This is a genomic window from Pseudomonas sp. CBS (assembly GCF_024734645.1).
Classification (GTDB): Bacteria; Pseudomonadota; Gammaproteobacteria; order Pseudomonadales; family Pseudomonadaceae; genus Aquipseudomonas.
Window position 1 is genome coordinate 6879361 of the sequence record NZ_CP102929.1, and the last position, 22064, is coordinate 6901424.

The 22064-nt window shown below is 62.2% G+C and carries 20 protein-coding genes and 2 pseudogenes; 10 read left to right on the forward strand and 12 right to left on the reverse strand.

Translation table 11 applies throughout. From position 1 onward, the window contains the following. Positions 1 to 235: 235 nt before the first annotated feature. Genes NVB75_RS31490 through NVB75_RS31500 form a run of 3 tightly spaced genes read left to right on the forward strand, consistent with a single transcriptional unit; the run spans position 236 to position 3366 of the window. Positions 236 to 1213, forward strand: coding sequence for a thiamine pyrophosphate-dependent dehydrogenase E1 component subunit alpha (locus NVB75_RS31490; RefSeq protein WP_003219159.1), 978 nt, complete (start codon positions 236 to 238; stop codon positions 1211 to 1213). A gap of 39 nt (positions 1214 to 1252) precedes the next feature. Next, a complete protein-coding gene (locus NVB75_RS31495) occupies positions 1253 to 2272 on the forward strand; it encodes an alpha-ketoacid dehydrogenase subunit beta (protein WP_076015753.1) in 1020 nt (339 codons plus the stop codon). Next, positions 2269 to 3366, forward strand: coding sequence for an acetoin dehydrogenase dihydrolipoyllysine-residue acetyltransferase subunit (locus tag NVB75_RS31500; RefSeq protein WP_258344847.1), 1098 nt, complete (start codon positions 2269 to 2271; stop codon positions 3364 to 3366). Before NVB75_RS31495 ends, NVB75_RS31500 begins: the two co-directional genes overlap by 4 nt. A 37-nt stretch (positions 3367 to 3403) precedes the next feature. Here NVB75_RS31500 and NVB75_RS31505 read toward each other — a convergent pair whose 3' ends face one another. Continuing rightward, on the reverse strand, positions 3404 to 4306 hold the full coding sequence (locus NVB75_RS31505; protein ID WP_026077700.1) for a helix-turn-helix domain-containing protein: 903 nt from the start codon (positions 4304 to 4306) through the stop codon (positions 3404 to 3406). A 140-nt stretch (positions 4307 to 4446) separates the two neighbouring features. On the opposite strand from NVB75_RS31505, the gene NVB75_RS31510 reads away from it, so the two are divergent. From NVB75_RS31510 to NVB75_RS31520, 3 genes and pseudogenes are all read left to right on the forward strand, one after another. Beyond that, a complete protein-coding gene (locus tag NVB75_RS31510) occupies positions 4447 to 5805 on the forward strand; it encodes a glutamine synthetase family protein (RefSeq protein WP_003219154.1) in 1359 nt (452 codons plus the stop codon). A 161-nt stretch (positions 5806 to 5966) separates the two neighbouring features. Next, complete coding sequence (locus NVB75_RS31515; protein ID WP_258344850.1) at positions 5967 to 7055, forward strand: polyamine ABC transporter substrate-binding protein; 1089 nt, start codon at positions 5967 to 5969, stop codon at positions 7053 to 7055. Next, positions 7052 to 8349: pseudogene (locus NVB75_RS31520) on the forward strand (NAD(P)/FAD-dependent oxidoreductase). The gene NVB75_RS31515 and the pseudogene NVB75_RS31520 overlap by 4 nt, the downstream one beginning before the upstream one ends. 832 nt (positions 8350 to 9181) lie before the next feature. On the opposite strand, the gene NVB75_RS31525 reads toward NVB75_RS31520, so the two are convergent. Genes NVB75_RS31525 through NVB75_RS31555 form a run of 7 tightly spaced genes read right to left on the reverse strand, consistent with a single transcriptional unit; the run spans position 9182 to position 15630 of the window. Then, entirely contained in the window at positions 9182 to 10213 is a 1032-nt protein-coding gene (locus NVB75_RS31525; protein ID WP_003218283.1) for an ABC transporter substrate-binding protein, read from the reverse strand. 17 nt (positions 10214 to 10230) lie between these two features. After that, a complete protein-coding gene (locus tag NVB75_RS31530; RefSeq protein WP_258344851.1) occupies positions 10231 to 11334 on the reverse strand; it encodes an FAD-binding oxidoreductase in 1104 nt (367 codons plus the stop codon). After that, the gene (locus tag NVB75_RS31535; RefSeq protein WP_258344852.1) at positions 11331 to 12674 is read right to left on the reverse strand and encodes an NAD(P)/FAD-dependent oxidoreductase; all 1344 of its coding nucleotides are present in this window, start codon (positions 12672 to 12674) and stop codon (positions 11331 to 11333) included. The genes NVB75_RS31530 and NVB75_RS31535 overlap by 4 nt, the downstream gene beginning before the upstream one ends. After that, complete coding sequence (locus NVB75_RS31540) at positions 12671 to 12961, reverse strand: (2Fe-2S)-binding protein (RefSeq protein ID WP_076015746.1); 291 nt, start codon at positions 12959 to 12961, stop codon at positions 12671 to 12673. The genes NVB75_RS31535 and NVB75_RS31540 overlap by 4 nt, the downstream gene beginning before the upstream one ends. Further along, positions 12961 to 13755, reverse strand: coding sequence for an ABC transporter permease (locus tag NVB75_RS31545; RefSeq protein ID WP_063028849.1), 795 nt, complete (start codon positions 13753 to 13755; stop codon positions 12961 to 12963). The genes NVB75_RS31540 and NVB75_RS31545 overlap by 1 nt, the downstream gene beginning before the upstream one ends. A gap of 4 nt (positions 13756 to 13759) precedes the next feature. Further along, positions 13760 to 14605 (reverse strand): ABC transporter permease, encoded by an 846-nt coding sequence (locus NVB75_RS31550; RefSeq protein ID WP_258344853.1) that lies wholly within the window; start codon positions 14603 to 14605, stop codon positions 13760 to 13762. Next, the gene (locus tag NVB75_RS31555; protein ID WP_258344854.1) at positions 14602 to 15630 is read right to left on the reverse strand and encodes an ABC transporter ATP-binding protein; all 1029 of its coding nucleotides are present in this window, start codon (positions 15628 to 15630) and stop codon (positions 14602 to 14604) included. The genes NVB75_RS31550 and NVB75_RS31555 overlap by 4 nt, the downstream gene beginning before the upstream one ends. Positions 15631 to 15871: 241 nt before the next feature. Here NVB75_RS31555 and NVB75_RS31560 point away from each other — a divergent pair, with 241 nt between their 5' ends. After that, positions 15872 to 16702 carry an IclR family transcriptional regulator gene (locus NVB75_RS31560; RefSeq protein ID WP_063028853.1) on the forward strand — a complete coding sequence of 277 codons (831 nt, stop codon included), beginning with the start codon at positions 15872 to 15874 and terminating at the stop codon, positions 16700 to 16702. 485 nt (positions 16703 to 17187) lie between these two features. Here NVB75_RS31560 and NVB75_RS31565 read toward each other — a convergent pair whose 3' ends face one another. Both NVB75_RS31565 and NVB75_RS31570 read right to left on the reverse strand, forming a co-directional pair. Next, a complete protein-coding gene (locus NVB75_RS31565; protein WP_258344855.1) occupies positions 17188 to 18492 on the reverse strand; it encodes an ATP-binding protein in 1305 nt (434 codons plus the stop codon). Continuing rightward, on the reverse strand, positions 18489 to 19229 hold the full coding sequence (locus NVB75_RS31570; RefSeq protein ID WP_063028866.1) for a response regulator: 741 nt from the start codon (positions 19227 to 19229) through the stop codon (positions 18489 to 18491). The genes NVB75_RS31565 and NVB75_RS31570 overlap by 4 nt, the downstream gene beginning before the upstream one ends. A 216-nt stretch (positions 19230 to 19445) precedes the next feature. Here NVB75_RS31570 and NVB75_RS31575 point away from each other — a divergent pair, with 216 nt between their 5' ends. The 3 genes and pseudogenes from NVB75_RS31575 to NVB75_RS31585 all read left to right on the forward strand — a co-directional run. Continuing rightward, positions 19446 to 19688, forward strand: a complete 243-nt coding sequence (locus tag NVB75_RS31575) for a DUF2790 domain-containing protein (protein ID WP_258344856.1) — start codon at positions 19446 to 19448, stop codon at positions 19686 to 19688. Positions 19689 to 19698: 10 nt separating this feature from the next. Further along, positions 19699 to 19878, forward strand: coding sequence for a hypothetical protein (locus NVB75_RS31580; RefSeq protein WP_076015737.1), 180 nt, complete (start codon positions 19699 to 19701; stop codon positions 19876 to 19878). A 77-nt stretch (positions 19879 to 19955) separates the two neighbouring features. Next, positions 19956 to 20477, forward strand: a pseudogene (locus NVB75_RS31585) (thioredoxin family protein); the annotation flags it as partial. Here NVB75_RS31585 and NVB75_RS31590 read toward each other — a convergent pair. Beyond that, positions 20463 to 21185 (reverse strand): L,D-transpeptidase, encoded by a 723-nt coding sequence (locus NVB75_RS31590; protein ID WP_258344859.1) that lies wholly within the window; start codon positions 21183 to 21185, stop codon positions 20463 to 20465. The pseudogene NVB75_RS31585 and the gene NVB75_RS31590 sit on opposite strands and share 15 nt — an antisense overlap. 83 nt (positions 21186 to 21268) lie before the next feature. Further along, positions 21269 to 22030 carry a M15 family metallopeptidase gene (locus NVB75_RS31595; RefSeq protein WP_375378897.1) on the reverse strand — a complete coding sequence of 254 codons (762 nt, stop codon included), beginning with the start codon at positions 22028 to 22030 and terminating at the stop codon, positions 21269 to 21271. Between the last annotated feature and the right edge of the window lie 34 nt (positions 22031 to 22064).

Here is a 22064-nt window from a genome sequence, read left to right on the forward strand (position 1 = left end):
CTGACCAACTGCCCGAGGTGAGACGCAACGTCTCATCCCGCCTGAGACGCTGCGGGCAGGTTGCAACGGCGCGTCTCATTGAACGGGCCACAGTGGCATGCCCGGGTCTTCCGGCAGCTGCTCTGGATCAAGGCTTTCCCAGGTTTTCCAGCATATTGGCACAGGCCGTGCTGAGTGCCTTGCAGCTGGCCTGATCCAGCCTTTTGTGTGTCGAGACAACCTGGAGAACAACAAGATGTCCACTCACCTGTCCACCGATCAATTGCTCCATGCCTACACCGTGATGCGCACCATCCGTGATTTCGAAGAACGCCTGCATGTGGAATTCGCCACCGGCGAGATTCCCGGTTTCGTGCATTTGTATGCCGGCCAGGAAGCCAGTGCCGCCGGGGTCATGGCCCACCTCAACGATGAAGATTGCATCGCCTCCAACCACCGTGGCCACGGCCATTGCATCGCCAAGGGTGTGGATGTGTTCGGCATGATGGCCGAGATCTACGGCAAGAAAACCGGGGTGTGCGGCGGCAAGGGCGGCTCCATGCACATTGCCGACCAGGAGAAGGGCATGCTCGGCGCCAACGGCATTGTGGGTGCCGGTGCGCCGCTGGCAGCCGGTGCGGCCCTGGCGGCCAAGCTCAAGGGCAGCGCGGGTGTGGCCGTGGCGTTTTTTGGTGACGGCGGCTCCAACGAGGGCGCGGTGTTTGAAGCCATGAACCTGGCCTCGATCATGAACCTGCCGTGCCTGTTCGTGGCCGAGAACAACGGTTACGCCGAAGCCACGGGGTCCGGCTGGTCGGTGGCCTGCAAGGACATTGCCGAGCGCGCCGTGGGCTTTGGCATGCCGGGGGTGATTGTCGACGGCAACGACTTTTTCGCCGTACACGCCGCCCTTGGCGTTGCGGTAGAACGTGCCCGCAGCGGTAAGGGGCCGACGCTGGTGGAGGTCAAACTGAGCCGTTTCTACGGGCACTTCGAAGGCGATGCACAAACCTATCGCGGCCCGGACGAGGTGAAAAACCTGCGGGAAACCGGCGACTGCCTGAGCCTGTTTCGCCAGCGTTGCACCGCCGAAGGCTGGCTCGACGCGGCTCAGTTCGAACGCATCGACACCGAAGTCGCGCAACTGATTGAAGACGCGGTGCGCCTGGCCAAGTCCGACCCCAAACCCCAGGCCGCCGACCTGCTCAGTGATGTCTACGTCGCCTACCGCTAACCGCCACCCACTACAAAAACAATCCGTGGAGAAGTCATCATGGCTAGAAAAATCAGCTATCAGCAGGCAATCAACGAAGCCCTGGCCCAGGAAATGCGCCGGGACCAGAGCGTGTTCATCATCGGCCAGGACGTGTCCGGCGGTACCGGTTCGCCCGGTGAACAGGATGCCTGGGGCGGCGTGCTCGGCGTCACCAAGGGCCTGTATCCGGAATTCCCCGACCGCGTGCTCGACGCACCGCTTTCCGAGGTCGGCTACGTGGGCATGGCCGTCGGCGCGGCCACCCGTGGCATGCGCCCGGTGTGCGAATTGATGTTCGTCGACTTTATCGGCTGCTGCCTCGACCAGTTGCTCAACCAGGCGGCGAAGTTTCGCTACATGTTCGGCGGCAAGACCACCACACCGCTTGTAGTGCGCGCCATGTACGGCGCCGGCCTGCGTGCGGCGGCCCAGCACTCGCAGATGCTCACCTCGATGTGGACCCATATTCCCGGGCTCAAGGTGGTGTGCCCGGCCACGCCCTATGACGCCAAGGGCATGCTGATCCAGGCGATCCGCGACAACGATCCGGTGATTTTCCTCGAACACAAAATGCTCTACAGCCTCCAGGGCGAAGTGCCGGAAGAGCTGTACACCGTGCCGTTCGGCGAAGCCAACTTCGTGCGTGAAGGCAATGACGTAACCCTGGTGACCTACGGGCGCATGGTGCACATCGCCCTGGAAGCGGCGGCCAACCTGGCGCGCCAAGGCATCGATTGCGAAGTGCTGGACCTGCGCACCACCAGCCCGCTGGACGAAGACAGCATCCTTGAAAGCGTGGAGAAAACCGGGCGCCTGGTGGTGATCGACGAATCCAATCCACGTTGTTCGATTGCCACGGACATCAGTGCATTGGTGGCGCAACGCGCGTTCAGCTTCCTGCGCGCGCCGATCGAAATGGTCACCGCGCCCCATACCCCGGTGCCGTTCTCCGATGCCCTGGAAGACCTGTACATCCCCAACGCGGCGAAGATCGAAGCTGCGGTGCTGAAGATCGCCGACAAGAGGAATGCCGCATGATCCATACACTGACCATGCCCAAGTGGGGGCTGTCGATGACCGAGGGCCGGGTCGATGTCTGGCTCAAGCAGCCGGGCGACCGGGTGGAGAAGGGCGAAGAAGTGCTGGATGTCGAGACCGACAAGATCTCCAGCAGCGTCGAGGCGCCGTTCAGCGGAGTGCTGCGGCGGGTGTTGGCCCAGAGCGATGAGACCTTGCCGGTGGGGGCATTGCTGGCAATCGTAGTGGAAGGCGAGGCCAGCGAGGCCGAGATTGATGGGGTCATCGAGGCGTTCCAGGCGGGGTTCGTTTCCAATGCTGCCGAGGCTGAAGCCAGCGGGCCATCGGCACAGAAGGTTGAAGTGGGCGGGCGCTTGTTGCGCTATCTGGACCTCGGGGAGGGCGGCACACCGCTGGTGCTGATCCATGGCTTTGGTGGCGACCTGAATAACTGGCTGTTCAATCACCCGGTGCTCGCGGCTGAGCGGCGGGTGATCGCGCTGGATTTGCCGGGGCATGGCGAGTCGGGCAAGTACCTGAAAGACGGCGACCTTGAGGAGTTGGGTCAGGCGGTATTGGCACTGTTGGATCATCTGAAGATTGACCGGGTTCACCTCGCCGGGCATTCCATGGGCGGGCTGGTTTCGCTGAATATTGCGCGACTGGCGCCGGCGCGTGTGGCGTCATTGACGCTGATCGCCAGTGCTGGATTGGGTACGCAGATCAACGGTGATTACCTGCAAGGTTTTATCGACGCGAGCAATCGCAATGCACTCAAGCCGCAACTGGTGCAACTGTTCAGCGACCCGGCGCTGGTGACCCGGCAGATGCTGGAAGACATGCTCAAGTTCAAGCGCCTGGAGGGGGTGGATCAGGCGTTGCGGCAGATCACCGGGGCGTTGTTCAGCGGTGGTCGGCAATTGGTGGATTTGCGCAACGTTGTCGGGCAGCAGCCGAGCCTGGTGATCTGGGGCAGTGAGGACGCAATCATTCCGGCGAGCCATGCCCAGGGGTTGGAGGCTCAGGTGGAGATACTGCTGGGGCAGGGGCATATGGTGCAGATGGAGGCGGCGGAGCAAGTGAATCAGTTGATGCTGACGTTTCTTCGGACCTGATCGTTCCCACGCGGAGCGTGGGAACGATCTTCAACACTTACCTCTGGCGTTTCAGGGTCTCGCTGGGCAACTCTTGAAACAGCGCCCGGTAACTGTTGGAAAACCGCCCCAAATGCCAGAACGACCAATTCATCGCCACTTCCGCCACGGTGGTGTCCGCTGACGGCGGGTTCAACAACTCCCGCCGTGCACTGTTCAACCGGCGCAACCTCAACCATTGCGCCGGGCTCATCCCGGTGTACGTCTTGAACCCCTGCTGCAACTGGCGCAACGGCACGCCGGCAATGCGCGCCAGCTCCAGCAGGTTGACGGTTTCATCCGGCACATCCGCCGCCCATTCGCCAATGCGCGCCATGATGATTCGCTCCTCGGTGCGCCGCTGCAATGAACCCTTGTCCAGGCACACGCAGGCGTTGTCGAGGATGAACAGGCAGTCGTCCAGCAACTGTTGTGTGAGCGCATCGCGACTCGGCGGGTCAAACGTGGCCGACAGCCGCGTCAGCGTGCCGCTGAGCCAGCGGCTGAACAAGGCGTTTTGCAGGGAGTTGAGCGGGGCCATGAACAATCCCTCCAGTTTCGCCACCTCCAAACCGTGGCGCTGGACGAACTGCGGCCCGAATACCACCGCGACTTCGCGGTAGTTTTCCGGGGTGATCCAGGTGTTGCGGCTTTCGCCATTGAGCACATACAGCGCGTTGTCGCTGCCATCGAAACAGAACGCCAGGGAGCCCGGTGGCGCGTTGAAGTTCTGCTCCACCCGGGTGTTCATCCGCTCTTCATACACCTCGACACCTTGCAGGTCGAGGTAGCGAATCTGCCCGGCAAAATGCCCCGGAGACATCTGCTGGTACTGTTGCACCCAACCGGGTGTCGCACTGCATTGAGCGGCCACATCACCGGTAGTAAAGGCCTGTACGCGCAAAGCTGTTGCCTGTGTCATGGGTAACCTGGGCGCACTCTATTGGTGCGTTGTGGTGGGTGCAAAGTGGATAGATGCCGTCGGACGGCTGGCCCAAGATAGACCTCAATGCGCGGCGAGGGAAGCCCGCGGCGCATCATCCAACCCATGACGAGGTCCTTATGAACGCCCCCTTCGATCAGCTGTCCGCCTGGCTGAAAGAACACAAGATTACCGAAGTCGAATGCGTGATCAGTGATTTGACTGGCATCGCACGCGGCAAGATTTCGCCCACCAACAAGTTCCTGCATGAGCGAGGCATGCGCCTGCCGGAAAGTGTGTTGCTGCAAACGGTAACCGGGGACTTTGTCGACGACGATATCTACTACGACCTGCTGGACCCGGCCGACATCGACATGATCTGCCGCCCGGTGTCCAACGCCACCTACGTGGTGCCGTGGGCCATCGAGCCCACTGCCATCGTGATCCACGACACCTTCGACAAGCAGGGCAACCCCATCGAGTTGTCGCCGCGCAACGTGCTGAAAAAGGTCCTGCAGCTGTATACCGATCAAGGCTGGCAGCCGATTGTCGCGCCGGAAATGGAGTTCTACCTGACCCAGCGCTGCGAAGACCCGGACCTGCCGCTGAAGACCCCGCTGGGCCGTTCCGGCCGCGCCGAAAGTGGCCGCCAATCGTTCTCCATCGATGCCGCCAACGAATTCGATCCGCTGTTCGAAGACGTCTACGACTGGTGCGAAGCCCAGGGCCTGGACCTCGACACGCTGATCCACGAAGACGGCCCGGCGCAGATGGAAATCAATTTCCGCCACGGCGATGCCCTCGACCTGGCCGACCAGATCACCGTGTTCAAACGCACCCTGCGGGAGGCGGCGCTCAAGCACAACGTCGCCGCCACCTTCATGGCCAAACCCGTGGCCGACGAGCCCGGCAGCGCCATGCACCTGCACCAGAGCGTGGTGGAAATCGCCACCGGCAAGCAGGTGTTTGTCGATGAGCACGGCAACAAGAGCCAACTGTTCCTGAACCACATTGGCGGCTTGCAGAAGTACATCCCCAAGCTGCTGCCGATGTTTGCGCCCAACGTGAACTCGTTCCGCCGTTTCCTGCCGGACACCTCGGCACCGGTCAACGTGGAGTGGGGCGAAGAAAACCGCACCGTCGGCCTGCGCGTACCGAGCTCCAGCCCCGACGCCATGCGCGTGGAAAACCGCCTGCCGGGTGCCGACGCCAACCCGTACCTGGCCATCGCCGCCAGCCTGCTGTGCGGCTACCTCGGCATGATCGAAAAGGTCGAACCCAGCGCCCCGGTGGAAGGCCGCGCCTACGAGCGCCGCAACCTGAGGTTGCCGATCACCATCGAAGACGCCCTGGCGCGCATGGAAGAGTGCGACACCGTCAAGCAGTACCTGGGGGACAAGTTTGTGCGCGGCTACGTCGCGGTCAAGCGCGCCGAACACGAGAATTTCAAGCGGGTGATCAGCTCCTGGGAACGTGAATTCCTGCTGCTGAGCGTCTGACGACTCGCCCGTAGCAGCTGTCGAGCCTTAGCGAGGCTGCGTCGGGCTCACCGCAATTGTGTCTGATACAACGCTACGCAGCCTCGCTTAGGCTCGACAGCTGCTACGGGCAGAAGGGCTGGGTGAATACATAAAAATCAATCAAGCAAAGGGGTGTCGATATGCGTCTGGTGAAAAAGCTACTCCCGCTGGCCTTGGCGGCGTTGTTCAGCAGCGCGGGCCACGCCGCGCAGACGGTCAGTGTGTACAACTGGACCGACTACATCGGTGAGACCACCTTGGCCGACTTCCAGGCCAAGACCGGGATCAAGGTGATCTACGACGTGTTCGACTCCAACGAAACCCTGGAAGGCAAACTGCTTGCCGGGCGCACCGGCTACGACGTGGTGGTGCCGTCTAACCACTTCCTGGCGCGGCAGGTCAAAGCCGGTGCGTTCCTCAAGCTGGACCGCTCGCAACTGCCCAACTTCAAGAACCTCGACCCCAAGCTGCTCAAGCTGCTGGAGAAAAACGATCCGGGCAACGAGCACTCGGTGCCGTACCTGTGGGGCACCAACGGCATCGGCTACAACGTGGACAAGGTCAAGCAGGTGCTGGGCATCGACCGTATCGATTCCTGGGCCGTGCTGTTCGAACCGGAGAACATCAAGAAGCTGCACGAGTGCGGCGTCGCGTTCCTCGATTCGGCGGATGAACTGTTTCCCGCGATCCTCAACTACATGGGCAAGGACCCGCGCAGCGAGAATCCCGAAGACTACAAACAAGCCGAAGCCAAGCTGCTGACCCTGCGGCCGTACATCACCTATTTCCATTCCTCCAAGTACATCTCGGACCTGGCCAACGGTGATATTTGTGTCGCCTTCGGTTATTCCGGCGACGTGTTCCAGGCCGCCAACCGCGCCAAGGAAGCCAAGAACGGCGTGAACATCGCCTACTCAATCCCCAAGGAAGGCAGCAACCTGTGGTTCGACCTGCTGGCGATCCCGGCAGACGCGGCCAACCCAAAAGCCGCCCACGCTTTTATCAACTACTTGCTGGACCCAGAAGTGATCGCCAAGGTCAGCGCCAGCGTCGGCTACGCCAACCCGAACCCGGCGGCCAAGGCCTTCATGGCGCCGGAGCTGGTGAACAACCCTGAGATCTACCCGTCCCAGGAAGTGCTCGACAAACTTTATATTTCCACCACCCCGACGCCTGCCGTCATGCGCTTGATGACGCGGTCCTGGAGCAAAGTGAAGACCAACAAATGAGCCATTCCTCGCCCGACCACGCCCGTTCCTATTACCTGGCTTCGGCCAACGCCATGCCCCAGCGCCCAGCGCTGGGGGCTGACCTGACGGCCGATGTGTGTGTGATTGGCGGTGGATTCACCGGGGTCAATACCGCCATCGAATTGGCCCAGCGTGGGCTATCGGTGATCTTGCTGGAGGCCCGGCGGATTGGCTGGGGTGCCAGTGGGCGCAATGGCGGGCAGTTGATACGCGGGATTGGGCATGACGTATCGGGATTTGCCAAGTACGTGGGCGAGGAGGGCGTGCGTTACCTGCAGCAGGCCGGGATCGATTCGGTGGCGCTGGTGGGCGAGCGGATTCGCGAGCACGGGATTGACTGTGACCTGCGCTGGGGGTTTTGTGAGTTGGCGAATACGCCGGCGCAGTTTGCGGCGTTTCAGGGGGAGCTGGAAAGCCTGGCTGCCTTGGGGTATGCGCCTGAAACGCGGTTGGTGGCGCCGCAGGATATGGCGCAAGTCGTGGGCTCAGGTGTGTATGCCGGTGGTTTGGTGGACATGGGATCCGGGCATTTGCATCCGCTGAACCTGGTGTTGGGGGAGGCGGCTTTGGCCGAATCACTTGGGGTGCGGATCTTTGAAAACAGCCCTGTGCTGGAGTTGGTTCATGGCGATACGGTGCAGGTGCGTTGTGCGTCCGGCACCGTGCGCGCCAGTAGCCTGGTGCTGGCGTGCAATGCGCATCTGGAGGAATTGGAGCCGAAGTTGAGTGGCAAGGTGCTGCCAGCGGGGAGTTACATCATTGCGACCGAGCCACTGTCGGTTGGGGTGGCTGATCAGTTGATTCCGCAGAACCTGGCGTTGTGTGATCAGAAAGTGGGGTTGGATTATTACCGGCTTTCGGCGGATCGGCGGTTGTTGTTTGGGGGGGCTTGTCATTATTCGGGGCGTGATCCGGTGGATATCGCGGGGTATATGCGGCCGAAGATGCTCAAGGTTTTTCCGCAGTTGGTGGATACGGCGATTGAGTTTCAGTGGGGGGGAAGATCGGCATCACCGCCAATCGCTTTCCCCAGGTGGGGCGGTTGAAGCAGCACCCGAATGTGTTTTATGCCCAGGGGTATTCGGGGCATGGGTTGAACGTGACTCACTGGTGCGCGCGGTTGTTGGCTGAGGGGATTCAGGCTGGGCAGAGTCGGGGGTTGGATATTTTCAGCCAGGTGCCGCATATGACGTTTCCCGGGGGGAAGGTGTTGCGTTCGCCGCTGTTGGCGTTGGGGATGTTGTGGTATCGGGTTCGGGAGATGGTGGGGTGATTGATTGGGTACATATCCGTTTCTTCGGTAACGGCCACCTATGGTTTCGCTCTTACAGCGAGTCACTTTGCAAAAGCGGCAAAGTAACCAAAACGCTCTGCCCCGCCTGTCGGCACCTCGCCTAGGCTCGGTGTTCCCTCACTCCGGCACCGCGAAGCGGGCCGCCGCGACGGGCCATCCATGGCCCGGCGCGGCTAAACCGGCGTCCTGCCGGTTTACCCGCTCCGCAATACCTGCGTTCGGCCTCGGGCTTATTGGGGCAGTCAGATCAAGATCAAAAGCAAGAGCACAGCGGCCTCTCGGCCGGCTTGAGTGTTAACAGCAAAAGCAAAAACCAGAGCGAAAACAGAGCTGCTTTTCTGTGGGAGCGGGCTTGCTCGCGAAAAACCTGAGACCGCCGCGTTCATCCAGAATGCCCGCGTCATCGTTAAAGACCTTCGCGAGCAAGCCCGCTCCCACATTTTTTGGACCGTGCCCGCTTTAGCTTTTGATTTTGCTCTTCAACACTCAAGCCGGCCTGTAGGCCGCTGTGCTTTTGCTTTTGATCTTGATTTTGATCTTAGGCGCCCCGTTAAACCACGCTGGCCGAACGCAGGCTTTGGAGCGTGGGTAACCTGGCAGGACGCCAGGTTAGCCGTCCTGGGCCAGGGATGGCCCATGACGGCGGCCCACGGTCCAAAGCCGGAGTGAGGGCACACCGAGCCTAGGCGAGGTGCCGAGTGGTGGGGCAAGAGCCTTTTGGTTACTTTTGGGCTCCTTTCAAAAGTGACCCGCTGTAAGAGCGGAACCCATTTAAGCCATCACCCAAATAATGGATATTCACCCCCAAAGCCTACCGCTCAATCGACCGACTCCACCGCGCATTCCACTCGGGCCGTGCCTGGTTCACCTGATCCCAGTCAATCGAAATCGCCGTCTGCAAATAACTGTTCATTGCCTCCACCCGAGCCCGAGTCTTATCCGTGGTCGGCGTAGTAGGATTCGAAGGAATCTGATCCCCCAGTTCCAAAGCCGGCGCCTGCGCCTCTGCGGTCAACAAGAACTGTGCCAGTTTCTGAGCCAACTCCGGTTGGTCATTCCGCGCAATCACACACTCCGCTACGTTCAACACCACCGCGCCTTCTTTCGGCTGTGCATACTCCATCGGTACACCCAACAACTGCTGCGTGGTCACCTGTGTTGGCGTCAGCGGAAAGATCGCCGCTTCATCCGTCTGCACCATCTCGGAAATCTTCGCCGAGCTGGCGATGTACTCCAGCACATTCGGCCCAACCGTCTTCGGCCACGCCTTGAACCCCGGCTCCACGTTGGTCTCGCTACCCCCCTGAATCCGGTTGAACATCAGGAAACCATGCAACCCAAATGTGGAGGAGGCCAGGGACTGAAACACCACCTTGTCCTTGAACCGTGGATCCGCCAGGTCCATCCACGACGTCGGCGGCGCCCAGCCCTTTTCCTTGAACATCTTGGCGTTGTAACCCAACCCGGTCACCCCGAGCGTCACCGCAACCGCTTCTTCCTTGATCTTCGCCTTGGCCGGAATCTGATCCAGGGTCGGGTTGGGCGTGAGCTTCTCGCACAACCCCATGGAGATCGCGCGGTACATGATGCCGTCGTCGAGGAACATCACGTGCATCTGCGGGTTGTCCTTGTTGGCCTGCACCTTGGCCAGGATGTCCGACGAGGTGCCCGGCACGATCACCACCTTGACGTTGTTGGCCTTCTCGAACGCGGGCAGCACTTTGTCGGCGTAGACCCGTTCCATGGTCCCGCCGTTCATGCCCAGGTACAGCGTCGGTGCGGCATGGGCCGCCGTGCTCAACAGGGCGAGGGACAGGCAAGACAGCGCAGTACGTTTGATCATGTGCATAAATCTTCCTCTCAGGCTTGGAAACGACGGATGGAAAATGCTTCGATGGGCTGCCGGCTGGCTCCCGTGCAGACGATTTCTGCCAGGGCTTCACCGACCGCGGGGCCGAGCTGGAACCCGGCGCCGGCAAAGCCGAAACCGTGAAGCAGGCCGGGTTGGGTGCTGCTGTCGCCGATCACCGGTTCGTGGTCGGGTAGATAACCTTCGGTGCCGCTCCAGGTGCGAATCGCCTGGGCACCTTTGAGGAACGGGTACAACTCGCCGGCGTTGCGCAGAATCTCCAGCACCGCCGCCTGCCCCGGGCGGGCCTGTTGCGGGCCCAGCGCAAAGCCGCGACCGCCGCCGAGGATGCAATTGCCCCGAGCGACTTGCCGCGCATAAATTCCGCCGCCTTCGACCCCGGTGCTTACGTCCATCACCACCGGCAGTGGCTCGGTCACCAGCATCGCCGGGTGTGCCGAGGTCATCGGCACCGGTTCGCCAAATTGCGCGGCCACAGTACTGGCCCAGGCGCCGGCGCAGTTCAACAGCCAGCGGGCTTGAAGCTGCACACCATTGGCACAGCGCACCTGAAACAGCTGGCCGTCATGCTCGACCTGGGTGACTTCGGTTTGCTCCATCACCCTCGCACCGTGGCGTTGGGCGGCGCGGGCAAAGGCGGGGGAGACCAGGCGCGGATTGGCGTGGCCGTCTTCGGGGCAGAGTGAGGCGCCGACCGCCACATCACCCACCCATGGAAACCGCGCACGCAGCTGAGCGTGATCCAGCATTTGCAGGCCCAGGCCAAAGCCTCGAGTGGCGTCGGCGTAAGCCTGCAGAGCGGCCAGGTCTTCGTGACTGCGGGCCAGTTTCAAATGCCCGGAGCGCACGTATTCGCCATCGATGCCAATCAGCCCCGGCAAGTCGGACCACAGCGCATGGGCGCGTTGCGACAACGGCAACTGATGCAATGGCCGCCCCTGGCGTCTCACGCCGCCATAGTTCACACCGCTGGAGTGCGAGCCACAAAAGTCCCGCTCCACCAGCACCACGCGCCGGCCTTTCTGCGCCAGCATCAAGGCCGCTGAAGCGCCGACAATCCCGCCGCCCAACACGATCACTTCGCTGTCGATCATGGCTGCGCCTCCACGCCAAACGGCAAGGGTTTGATCGGTGCCTGGCCCCGCAGGCGGCCAACGTTTTGAATCTCGCGCCCACTGCGTTCGGCAATGATTTCTGCCGCTGCGAGCCCACACATCCGGCCCTGGCAACGGCCCATGCCAACCCGGCAATGGGCCTTGACCCGGTTCACTTCCCAGTGGCCTTCGTCCACCACCGCGCGTACTTCGCCGACGCTGACTTCTTCACACCGGCACAAGATCAGTTCATCCGGGGCTTGAGCGGCCCAGTTTTCCGGGAAGGGGAAGGCGGTTTCCAGGCCATGGCGAAAGCGTTGGATGCTCGCCAATTGCTGTTCCAGCACAGCGGGCCGGCGAGGGGCGATGGCAATACCGGTGTCTTCCAGCAACGCCAACGCCGTCCGCTCGCCCGCCATTTGCGCCGCATCGGCGCCCATGATTCCAGCACCGTCGCCAGCCAAATACACGCCTGCGACACTGCTACGCCCGGCCGCATCTCGCTGCGGCAACCACGCGCGGTTCAATGCATTCCAGGCAAATTCACACCCGAGCAAATCCGCCAATTGGGTTTCGCTGCGCAGGGCATGGGCGAAGGCCACGGCATCACAGGCGATTTCCTGTTGATCCCAGTGGATGCCCGTCACTCGTTGCTCGCCGTCGATGTGCGACAGCGTCGCCCCTTGATGCACCGGGATGCCGTGGGCGGTGAGCCAGGCGCGGTAGTACAAACCCTTGGCCAGGGTCGCCGGCTGGCCGAGCAATGCCGGCAGGGCGCGGCACTGGGCGCTGAACGGCGCACTGTCGAGCACCGCCACCACCTTGGCCCCGGCCTTGGCGTACTGATACGCCACCAGGTACAGCAACGGCCCGCTGCCGCAGAACGCCACGCGCTCGCCGATGGCGCAGCCTTGATACTTCAGCGCGATTTGCGCAGCGCCCAGGCTGTACACGCCGGGCAGCGTCCAGCCCGGCACCGGCAGGATGCGGTCAGTGGCGCCCGTCGCGACGATGATCTGCGCGTATTCGATGCTTTCGGCGTGGCCGTTGTTGAGCATGTCCAGACGGCCATTTTCCGCATTCCACACCAGGGTTTCAGGCCGGTAGTCGATCCGGGTTGCCAGCTCATCCAGGGTGCGATGCAGCACCGTCGCCTTGCCCGCTTCAAAGCCATACAACTGCTTGGCCGAGCGCTGGAAGTTCGCCGGTTGGCGCCGATAAATCTGGCCGCCGCCGCGCAGGCTTTCGTCCACCAACACCGGGCTTACGCCATGGTCCAGCAAGGTCCGGGCGGCGGTAATGCCCGCCGGGCCTGCGCCGACTATCACCACGGTCTTCATGCCTGGCGCCCCGGATCACGGCGAATCGCCTGGCCGTCTTCCAGCAAGGTCGAACAGGCGCGCACCCGGCGACCGTCCTCAAGCCGTACCCAGCAATCCTGGCAGGCGCCCATCAGGCAGAAACCGGCGCGGCGTTCGGCGCTGAAATCACTGCCCCGCAGGTGTTCGGCGCAGGTCAGTACGGCGGTCAGCAAGGTGTCGCCAAGCAAGCCCGTGGCAGGCTGCCCGTCGAGGGTGAAGGTGAGGGTGGGCCGCTCGGTCTCGGCCAGTCGTTTGAACAGCGCCATCAATGCTTCCCTACCAATACGCGATCCAGGCCGTAGACCCGGTCCAGCAGAATCATGGCCGCCGCCGTCAAGCCGATCACCAGCGCCGACACGGCCGCCATCATCGGGTCGATGGATTCGGTGGCGTACACGTACATGCGCACCGGCAAGGTCTGGGTGGCCGGCGAGCTGACAAAGATCGACAGGGTCACTTCATCGAAACTGTTGATGAACGCCAGCAACCAGCCGCCGGCCACACCGGGCAAAATCATCGGCAAGGTGATCTGGCGAAACAGGGTGAAGCGGCTGGCACCGAGGGATTCGGCGGCCTGCTCGGCGCTGCGATCGATGCCGATGGCGGCGGCCAATACCAGGCGCAACACGTAAGGGGTGATGATCACCACGTGAGCCAGCATCAGCCAGGTGAAGCTGCCGTTGACGCCCATCATTGCGAACAGCCGCAGCATCGCCACCCCCAGCACCAGGTGCGGGATGATGATCGGCGAAAGGAACAGCGCACTGAAGAAGTTGCGGCCGGGGAACTGGTAGCGACTGATTGCCAGGGCCGCCGGCACCGCAATCAAGGTCGCCAAGCTGGCGGCCACGAAGGCCAGGACCAGGCTGTTGTAGAACGCCTGGATAAAGTCGGCACGTTCGAACACGGCATGAAACCAGCGCAGGGAGAAGCCCGACGTCGGCAGGCTCAAGGTGTTTTCCGGAGTGAAGGCCACCAGGCACACCACCACCAGCGGCGCCATCATGAACAGCACCACCAGGCCGTGAAAGCCCAGGGCCAAAGGACCGTTTCTGGACATCGTCTTATACTCCCAGGGACTTTTTGTAGCGGCCTTCGACCATGCGGTTCCAGCTCAGCATGATCAGCAAGTTGACCAACAGCAGCACCACCGCGATGGTCGCGCCCATGGGCCAGTTGAGTTCCGAGAGGTATTGGTCGTAGACCACCGTGGCGACCATCTTCAGCCGGCGCCCGCCCAGCAGGCCGGGGATCGCGAAGGAGCTGGCGGCCAGGCCGAACACGATGAGGGTGCCGGAGAGTACGCCGGGCATCACCTGCGGCAACACGATCTTGCGCATCACCGTGGCCTGGCTGGCACCCAGGGACAGCGCCGCCTGTTCCGCCGACGGGTCGAGCTTCTGCAGCGAGGTCCACACCGGAATGATCATGAACGGCAGCATCACGTGCACCAGTGCGATGATCACCGCGAACGAGGTGTACAGCAGCTTCACCGGTTTGCCGCCGAGGGCCTGGATCACCTGGTTCACCAGGCCATCGGCACCCAGCAGCAGGCTCCAGCCAAAGGCCCGCACCACCACCGAAATCAGCAACGGCGTGAGGATCAAGATCAGGAAGATCGAGCGCCACGGCGTGCCCATGCGGCTGAGGATGTAGGCCTCGGGCACCCCGATCACCATACACAGCAAGGTCACCAGGGCACTGATCCAGAAGGTGCGCCAGAAGATCTCGTAGAAGTACGAATCGCTGAACAGCGACAGGTAGTGGGCGAAAGTCCATTCATCGGCCTTCACCCCCAGCTGGTAATCGAACACGTTGAACGACAGCACCAGCGTCAGGCCCAGGGGCAGGATCAGCAGCCCGAAAAACAGCACCAGCGCCGGCAACGACAACAGGTAACCACGGCTCATGCGTGCACCTCATCGGCCGCCAGCACTCGCAGCAGGCTCGACTCCCAGTCCAGGCCTACCGCTGCGCCGCAACCCAAGGGCGCACTGCCGTCGTTGCGGCGGACCACGGTCAGCTCGCCGATCTGGGTCTTGATGCGGTACAGCCATTGGCTGCCGAAGAAATAGCTGTCGAGGATCTTGCCTTGCAGGCGCCCTGAGCCGGCGGCCACCAGGTCGATCTTTTCCGGGCGCAGGCTCAGGGTCAGCTCGCCGTTGCCCGGCTCGAAGCGCACTTGCGGCGCGCCGAGTTGATCGAAGTCGCCCGCCAGCAGGTTGGCCTTGCCGACAAAGTCCGAGATAAAGCGCGTGCGCGGGTGTTCATAGAGATTGTACGGCGCGTCGATCTGGGTGACGCGCCCGGCCTGCATTACCACCACGCGGTCGCTGATGGACAGCGCCTCAGCCTGGTCGTGGGTGACCATCAGCGTGGTGATCCCGACTTCACACTGGATGCGGCGGATTTCGAACTGCATCTCTTCCCGCAGGTTGGCGTCGAGGTTCGACAGCGGCTCGTCCAGCAGCAACACCGGCGGTTCGATCACCAAGGCGCGGGCCAGGGCCACACGCTGGCGCTGGCCGCCGGACAGTTCCCGCGGGTAGCGCTCGGCGTGGGGCGCCAGGCGCACCAGTTCCAGCACGGTCTTGACTCTGCTTGCGATCTCGCCGGCGGGCACCTTGCGCATCTTCAGGCCGAAGGCAACGTTGTCGCGCACGCTCATATGGGGGAACAGCGCGTAGCTCTGGAACACCACGCCGAGGCCACGGCTGGCGGGTTTGGCGTGGGTGATGTCGCGACCATCGAGCAGGATCTGCCCGCCGGTGACATCGACGAAGCCGGCGATCATTTGCAAGGTGGTGGTCTTGCCGCAGCCCGAGGGGCCGAGCAGGGACACGAATTCGCCTTTTTCCACCGCAAGATCAGTGGCGACCACCGCGTCGACGGCGCCGTAGCGTTTGCTCAAGGCGTTGAGTTGGAGAAAAGCCATGTCTGCGTTCCACCTTTTTGAGTCGCGTCGAAACGCGCTTTTTTGTTTTGGGCAGATGCGAAAAGGGTGTTGCGGGTGCGTTGGCGCTCGATCTTGAGTCGGCTGCCGTTAGTTGTTCATTTCGCCCCTGTGGACGCAGATTAGGGCGAAAGACTAGGATGGCGGAAGATGGAATTTCACTGGATAGAGTACTTTTTTCAGTTTCATTCACTGATCAGAATTTAGTGTGAGATATCGACTTATGGATTCCACTGAGCGGAATGAAAGTGTCAAGGAAGTCGGCGCCGGTGGCGTCTCCCGCTTGTTTGCATTGCTGCGCATCCTCGGCGCGGCACCGGACGGGGGTGAACGGGTGACGCAACTGGCGCAGCAGGTGGGGTTGTCGCAACCTACCACCCACCGGTTACTGCGCAGCCTCATGGACGAGGGCATGGTGGAGCAGGACGCGCGCACCAAGCGCTATCGGCTGAGCCTGGAGTTCTTCGCCCTGGCGGCGAATGCAGGCAATACCGGCAATCTGCGGGACCTGGTGCGGCCGAGCATGTTGCGCCTCAGTGCTTCGCTGGGGGATTCATTGTTCCTGCTGGCGCGCAGCGGTTTTGATGCGATCTGCCTGGACCGCAGTGAAGGGCCGTACCCGATCCGAACCTTTACCGGTGACATCGGCGGGCGCGTGGCGCTGGGCGTAGGGCAGGGCAGTTTGGCGATCCTGGCGTTTTTGCCGGAGGAAGAGCGCGAGACGGTGATCCGCTACAACTTGCCACGGCTCAAGGATTTTCACCTGTACGACGAGGTGTTTTTGCGCTCGGAGGTAGAGAGCGTGCGGCGGTTGGGGTATGCGGCGCGCAATACCGGGGTGCTGGAGGGTATGGCGGGGTTGGCGGTACCGATCCTGGACCGCAATGGGCATGCGGTGGCGGCGTTGAGCGTGGCAACCATCAGCGACCGGCTGGGGCCGGGGCGGTTGCCGACGGTGGTGGAGTTGCTCAAACGGGAAGCGGCGGCGATCGGGCCGAAGATCAACCCGTTTGATCCGACGTTGCGCCGGCCCTCGCAGATCTTTGGCGGGTAGGTAATACCAGTAACAACACAGATCAACTGTGGGAGCGGGCTTGCTCGCGAATGCGGTGTGTCAGTCACCCATTTTTTTGCTGACACACCGCATTCGCGAGCAAGCCCGCTCCCACATTTTTTGGACCGTGCCCGCTTTAGCTTTTGATTTTGCTCTTCAACACTCAAGCCGGCCGGTAGGCCGCTGTGCTCTTGCTTTTGATCTTGATTTTGATCTTAGGCGCCCCGTTAAACCACGCTGGCCGAACGCAGGCTTTGGAGCGTGGGTAACCTGGCAGGACGCCAGGTTAGCCGCGCTGGGCCAAGGATGGCCCATCGCGGCGGCCCACGGTCCAAAGCCGGAGTGAGGGCACACCGAGCCTAAGCGAGGTGCCGAGTGGTGGGGCAAGAGCGTTTTGCTTACTTTTGCGCTGTTCAAAAGTGAGCCGCTGTAAGAGCGGAACCGATATAAGCCATCACCCAAATAATGGATATACACACCGCCCGTCACAGCACCAGCCGAACCTCCGCACACAACCCACCACCATCCCGATTGCTCAAGGTCAACTCCCCACCAATCGCCACCGCCAGTTGCTGCGCAATCGCCAACCCCAACCCAGTCCCCCCAGTGCCGCGATTACGCGAACTCTCCACCCGATAAAACGGCTGCATCACCTGCACCAACTCATCCGCCGCAATCCCCGGCCCCCGGTCCAGCACCTTGATCGAAAGCTCACCCGCCGCCGTCGACCCCACCTCCAACTGCGCCGCCCCGGCAAATTTCAGCGCGTTATCCACCAGGTTCACCATCACCCGGCGCAACGCATGGGGCCGCGTATCCAAAACCACCGCGCTTTTACCGGTCAAACTCACTTGCTTGTTCATGTCCTGGTAATCAAACACCAGGCTGTCGAGAAACGCATCCAGGTCGATCCGGCAACTGGCCTCGGTGGACCCATGCACACTGCGGGCATACGCCACACCCTCGCGCACCAGATGCTCCATCTCCCCCAAGTCACTCCAGAGCTTTTCCCGGTCCACCGAGTCCTCCATAAACTCGGCGCGCAATTTCATGCGGGTGATCGGCGTCTGCAAGTCATGGGAAATCGCCGCCAGAATTTGCATGCGCTCCTTGAGGTACTCGGCAATCCGCTTCTGCATTTCGTTGAACGCCGCCGCCGCATGCGCCACCTCGGTGGGGCCGGTTTCGTCCAGCGGTGTCGGGCGCGCATTCGGGTCGAGGGTTTCCACCGCCCGTGCCAGGCGTGTCAGCGGGCGGATGGCGATGCGCACGGCGATCCAGGTGCACACCAGTAACACCACCAGTTGCAGCACCAACACCACCGGCAGCCAGAACGCAAACGGGATGGGCTTGGGGTGTACATCAATGGTGATCGGGCTGCCATCGGCCAGGGTCAGGTGCGCCTGGAAGTGTTTTTGCAGGCCCGGGATGTTGCGAAACGTCAGCGGGTAATGCTCGCCCAGGGCATCGGCAATCGAGGTGGCGGCCATGGGCACGTCGTCGCTGGCCATCGGCTCGCCGGGTTCGCCGGCATTCAGCAGGTAGCGGTAGGCGTTGCGGTCGAGGCGCGGCAGCCAGCTGGCGCGCTCGGCGGCGGGCAGGCGGTCGAGGATCGCGATCGACGTCGACACGTCGTTTTCCAGGTTGCCCAGCATCACGCTCCGGGCGCTCATGTAACGTTCATAGAACTGTGCACTGAACGACAGGGCGTTGGCGCACAGCAGGCTGACGATGAAAATCACCGACAGTTGCGCCGCCAGGGTGCGCGGCCAGCGGAACGTGAGGGTCATGCCGAGTCCCCAAGGATTTCCACCGCCAGGGAGAATACATAGCCTTCGCTGCGCACGGTCTTGATGTAGGCCGGCTCACGGGCGTCGTCCAGCAGGCGCTGGCGCAGGCGGCTGACCAGCAGGTCGATGGAGCGGTCGAACAGGTCCGCGTCCCGGCCCTGGGTCAGGTTCAGCAACTGGTCACGGTTGAGCACCCGTTGCGGATGGTCGAGGAAGACGCGTAACAGGCGGTATTCAGCGCCGCTCAGGGCCACCAGGGTGTTGTCTTCGTCCAGCAGATGGCGGGCGGTGGTGTCCAGGCGCCAGCGGCCAAAGCGGATCAGCCGGCCGCTTTCGGTCACCACCAGGTTTGGCGGCAGCATCCGCGTGCGGCGCAGCACGGCGTTGATGCGGGCCAGCAGCTCGCGGGCGGCGAAGGGCTTGACCAGGTAATCGTCGGCGCCCATTTCCAGGCCGATGATGCGGTCGGTTTCATCGTTGCGTGCGGTGAGCATCAGGATCGGCGTGGCCTTGTGCTTGCCCACCCGCAGTTCGCGGCACAGCTGCAAACCGTCGTCGCCGGGCATCATGATGTCCAGCACGATCAGGTCCACGGGCGTGGTGTCGAGGAAGCTGCGCATCTGCCGGCCGTCAGCCACCACGGTGGTGCGCAGGCCATTCTTTTTCAGGTAGTTGCCCACCAGTTCGCGGATCTCCCGATCGTCATCGACAATCAGAATGTGATCGACGTGATCCATGCTGCCTTCCTCGTTGAATAGTCATTGATGCGCAGTCTAGCCACTGGCGGCGGGCTTGCCTTGTGCCCTTTGTATTGCAGTGTATCTGGCGGTGACGAGATACACGTCGACGCAAAAATCCGGGCCTGGCCGACACAATCCAGATACCTCGCAAGGTTCAAATGAGCTCATCGAGGTAATCCGCCTCGGCCCACTTGAACCCCCGGGGAACCAACCATGACTATTAAAGCTACCTATGCCAGTTGCCTGTTTGCCTTACTCACTGGCCTGAGTGCTGCCGCCCATGCCGAAACCACCGCCAGCCAGCCGGATATCCACCAGGTGGTGTCCATCACCGAAGAGTCCGGTGGCGCCCTGTGCGGCATCGTCAACTCGCACCTGACCTACCTCGATTCCCAGGGCCGGCGCCACGTCCTCGACTACCGCAAATTTTCCAGCAATTGCCTTGAAGGCAGCTGAGGAGACTGCCATGACCCGACTCAACAGCTTCCTCAGTGCCCTGGCATTTTCCATGGCGGGTGTGGCGGCGGATGTGAATGCCGCTACCGCGAAAAAACTCACCGGCAGTGAAACCTGCTTCCAGAACACGCCGTTGGCGCAAAACGGCGCGGGTCGCAAACGCGCCGAAACACCCCCGGCCACGAGGTGACACCCATGAACTTCATCCGATACCTGCGCCGCTCAAAATGCCTGCTGCTGTTGGCACTGGCCGTAGCCTTGGTCGGCGTACCCAAGGCGGTCAACTACCTGATCAACAACGTCGACGCCGAAAGCTTCAACCAGTCCGATGAGCGCATGCCGTCCCTCGACGGCGCCGTGGCATGGCTCAACTCGCCGCCGCTGACGGCCGAGGGCCTGAAGGGCAAGGTGGTGCTGGTGGATTTCTGGACCTACGACTGCGTCAACTGCCAGCGCAGCCTGCCGTACGTCAATCAGTGGGCGAAGAAGTACGCCAGGGACGGGTTGGTGGTGATCGGTGTGCACACGCCGGAAAACGCCTACGAGAAAGTCCTGGATAACGTCCGCAGCCAGGTCAAGAAGCTGGACATCCATTACCCGGTGGCCATCGACAACGACTACCGGATCTGGCGCGCCTTCGATAACCAGTACTGGCCGGCCCATTACTTTTTCGATGCCACCGGTAAAGTTCGCTATAGCCATTTCGGTGAAGGCCGTTATGACAATCAGGAGAAGGTCATCCAGGCCTTGCTGGAAGAAGCCCGGGCCGCCGGCTCAACGCAAGGGTAGTTTCCAGCGCTCCCGGTAGAGGTTGTACTGTGTCGCGGGCAGTTGGACCAGCACTGGGTTTTCTCGCGGGTCCAGCCAGGCAAACAACGCCTGTATATTCACCGGCTCCATCGCCGTACAGCCCAATGTCCCCGCACTGACGCTGCGCCAGATATGCAGGAAAATACACGAGCCGCCGTTGGCCGAAGCCGGTGTGTTGTGTTCGATAAAAATCCCCTGGCGGTACAGCTGATCCTTGCGCAGCATCCGCTCGGAGCTGGTCCAGTCCTTGTTCACCGCCGAGCTGTCCACCAGGGTGTTGTAGTGGCTGGACTGGCTGTCATCCACGCATTCGCGAGTGGCCGTACTGGCGGTATAGGGCAACCGGGTATCGGCGGTGGGGGCGTAGCCGAAGGCGCTGCCGAGTTTGAAGATACCGGCCGGGGCCTTGCCATCGCCTTCATGCTTGAGGGGCTGCTGGTCGGGGGTGGGCGTCGTAAGGCCGGTGCCCCACGCCATGCCGTTTTTACCGACCACGATGGCAAAGGGTTCGCCGACTTTCTGAAAGCCTTGCCCATGCCGCTCATAACGTTGTGCGGTGCCCTGGAGGGTGTTCCAGTCCGGGGTGGTGACCACGATCAGTTGACGGCTGTCGTCGGGGATTTGCGCGAGCGCCACGTTTGAAAGCAGCGTCAGCAGCGCCGTGCAGGTTTTGATGAGCGTGTTCAACGTCGTTCAGTCCTTGAAAAGAGGGAAACCTCAAACGCTAGTTTTTGCCCCGGGCTTTATCAAGCTGAAGCTGTGTTGTGATGTTACCGCAGCGGTTCGATAGGGAAGTCCATCGGCTCGGCCCGCACCGGGTTGCGGCTGTAGGTGAAGTGCCACCATTCGCCGGCATAACCGGTAAAGCCTTCCTTGGCCATTGCCGCGCTCAACCGTTGGCGATTCTGGCGTGCCGCCTGGCTGATGTGGGGGCTGTTGGTATGGGCCATTTCGTCGAAGCAATCAAAACCGGTGCCCATGTCCAGGCCGCCATCCGGCAGGCGTCGTCCGTACCCGGCCGCGCAATCCACTGCCGCGGTGTCGGCGCTCCAGGCCTGGGCTGGCCGTGCATCGGGGCCGGTCAGGGTCACGTCGACTGCCGCGCCCCGGGAATGGTTGGAAACCTTCGCCACATAGCCCAGGCGCCAGAAGTCCTGCTTGTTCACCCGGGGATAGAACTCGGCCTTGGCCGGATCCCCCGGCAGGCTGGCGAAGCGGCCCATGTTCGCGACGGCACGGCCGGGACGATAGCAGTCGAATACCTTCAAGCCGTAACCCTGCCTGGCCAACTCGGCCTGGACCCGTACCAGTGCCTTTGCCGCGTCGGCAGACAGCACGCATTCGGCGGCGTTGTAGCCGTCCAGCGGCGCTCCGGTGAAGTTGTGGGGGCTGGCGTAGCGCATGTCCTGGGCGATGCTCGGGTCGAGGTTTCGCAGGTAAACCATGTTGGCTGGCATTGGCGTGTCTGCCGCTGCCGGCGCGGCGAGCACCAGGAGGCTAAGGGCGGCAACTGCGGGGAAAGAGTAGGGCATGGGCGGCCGGGCTCGGGCGGTGGCTTAAGCGCGC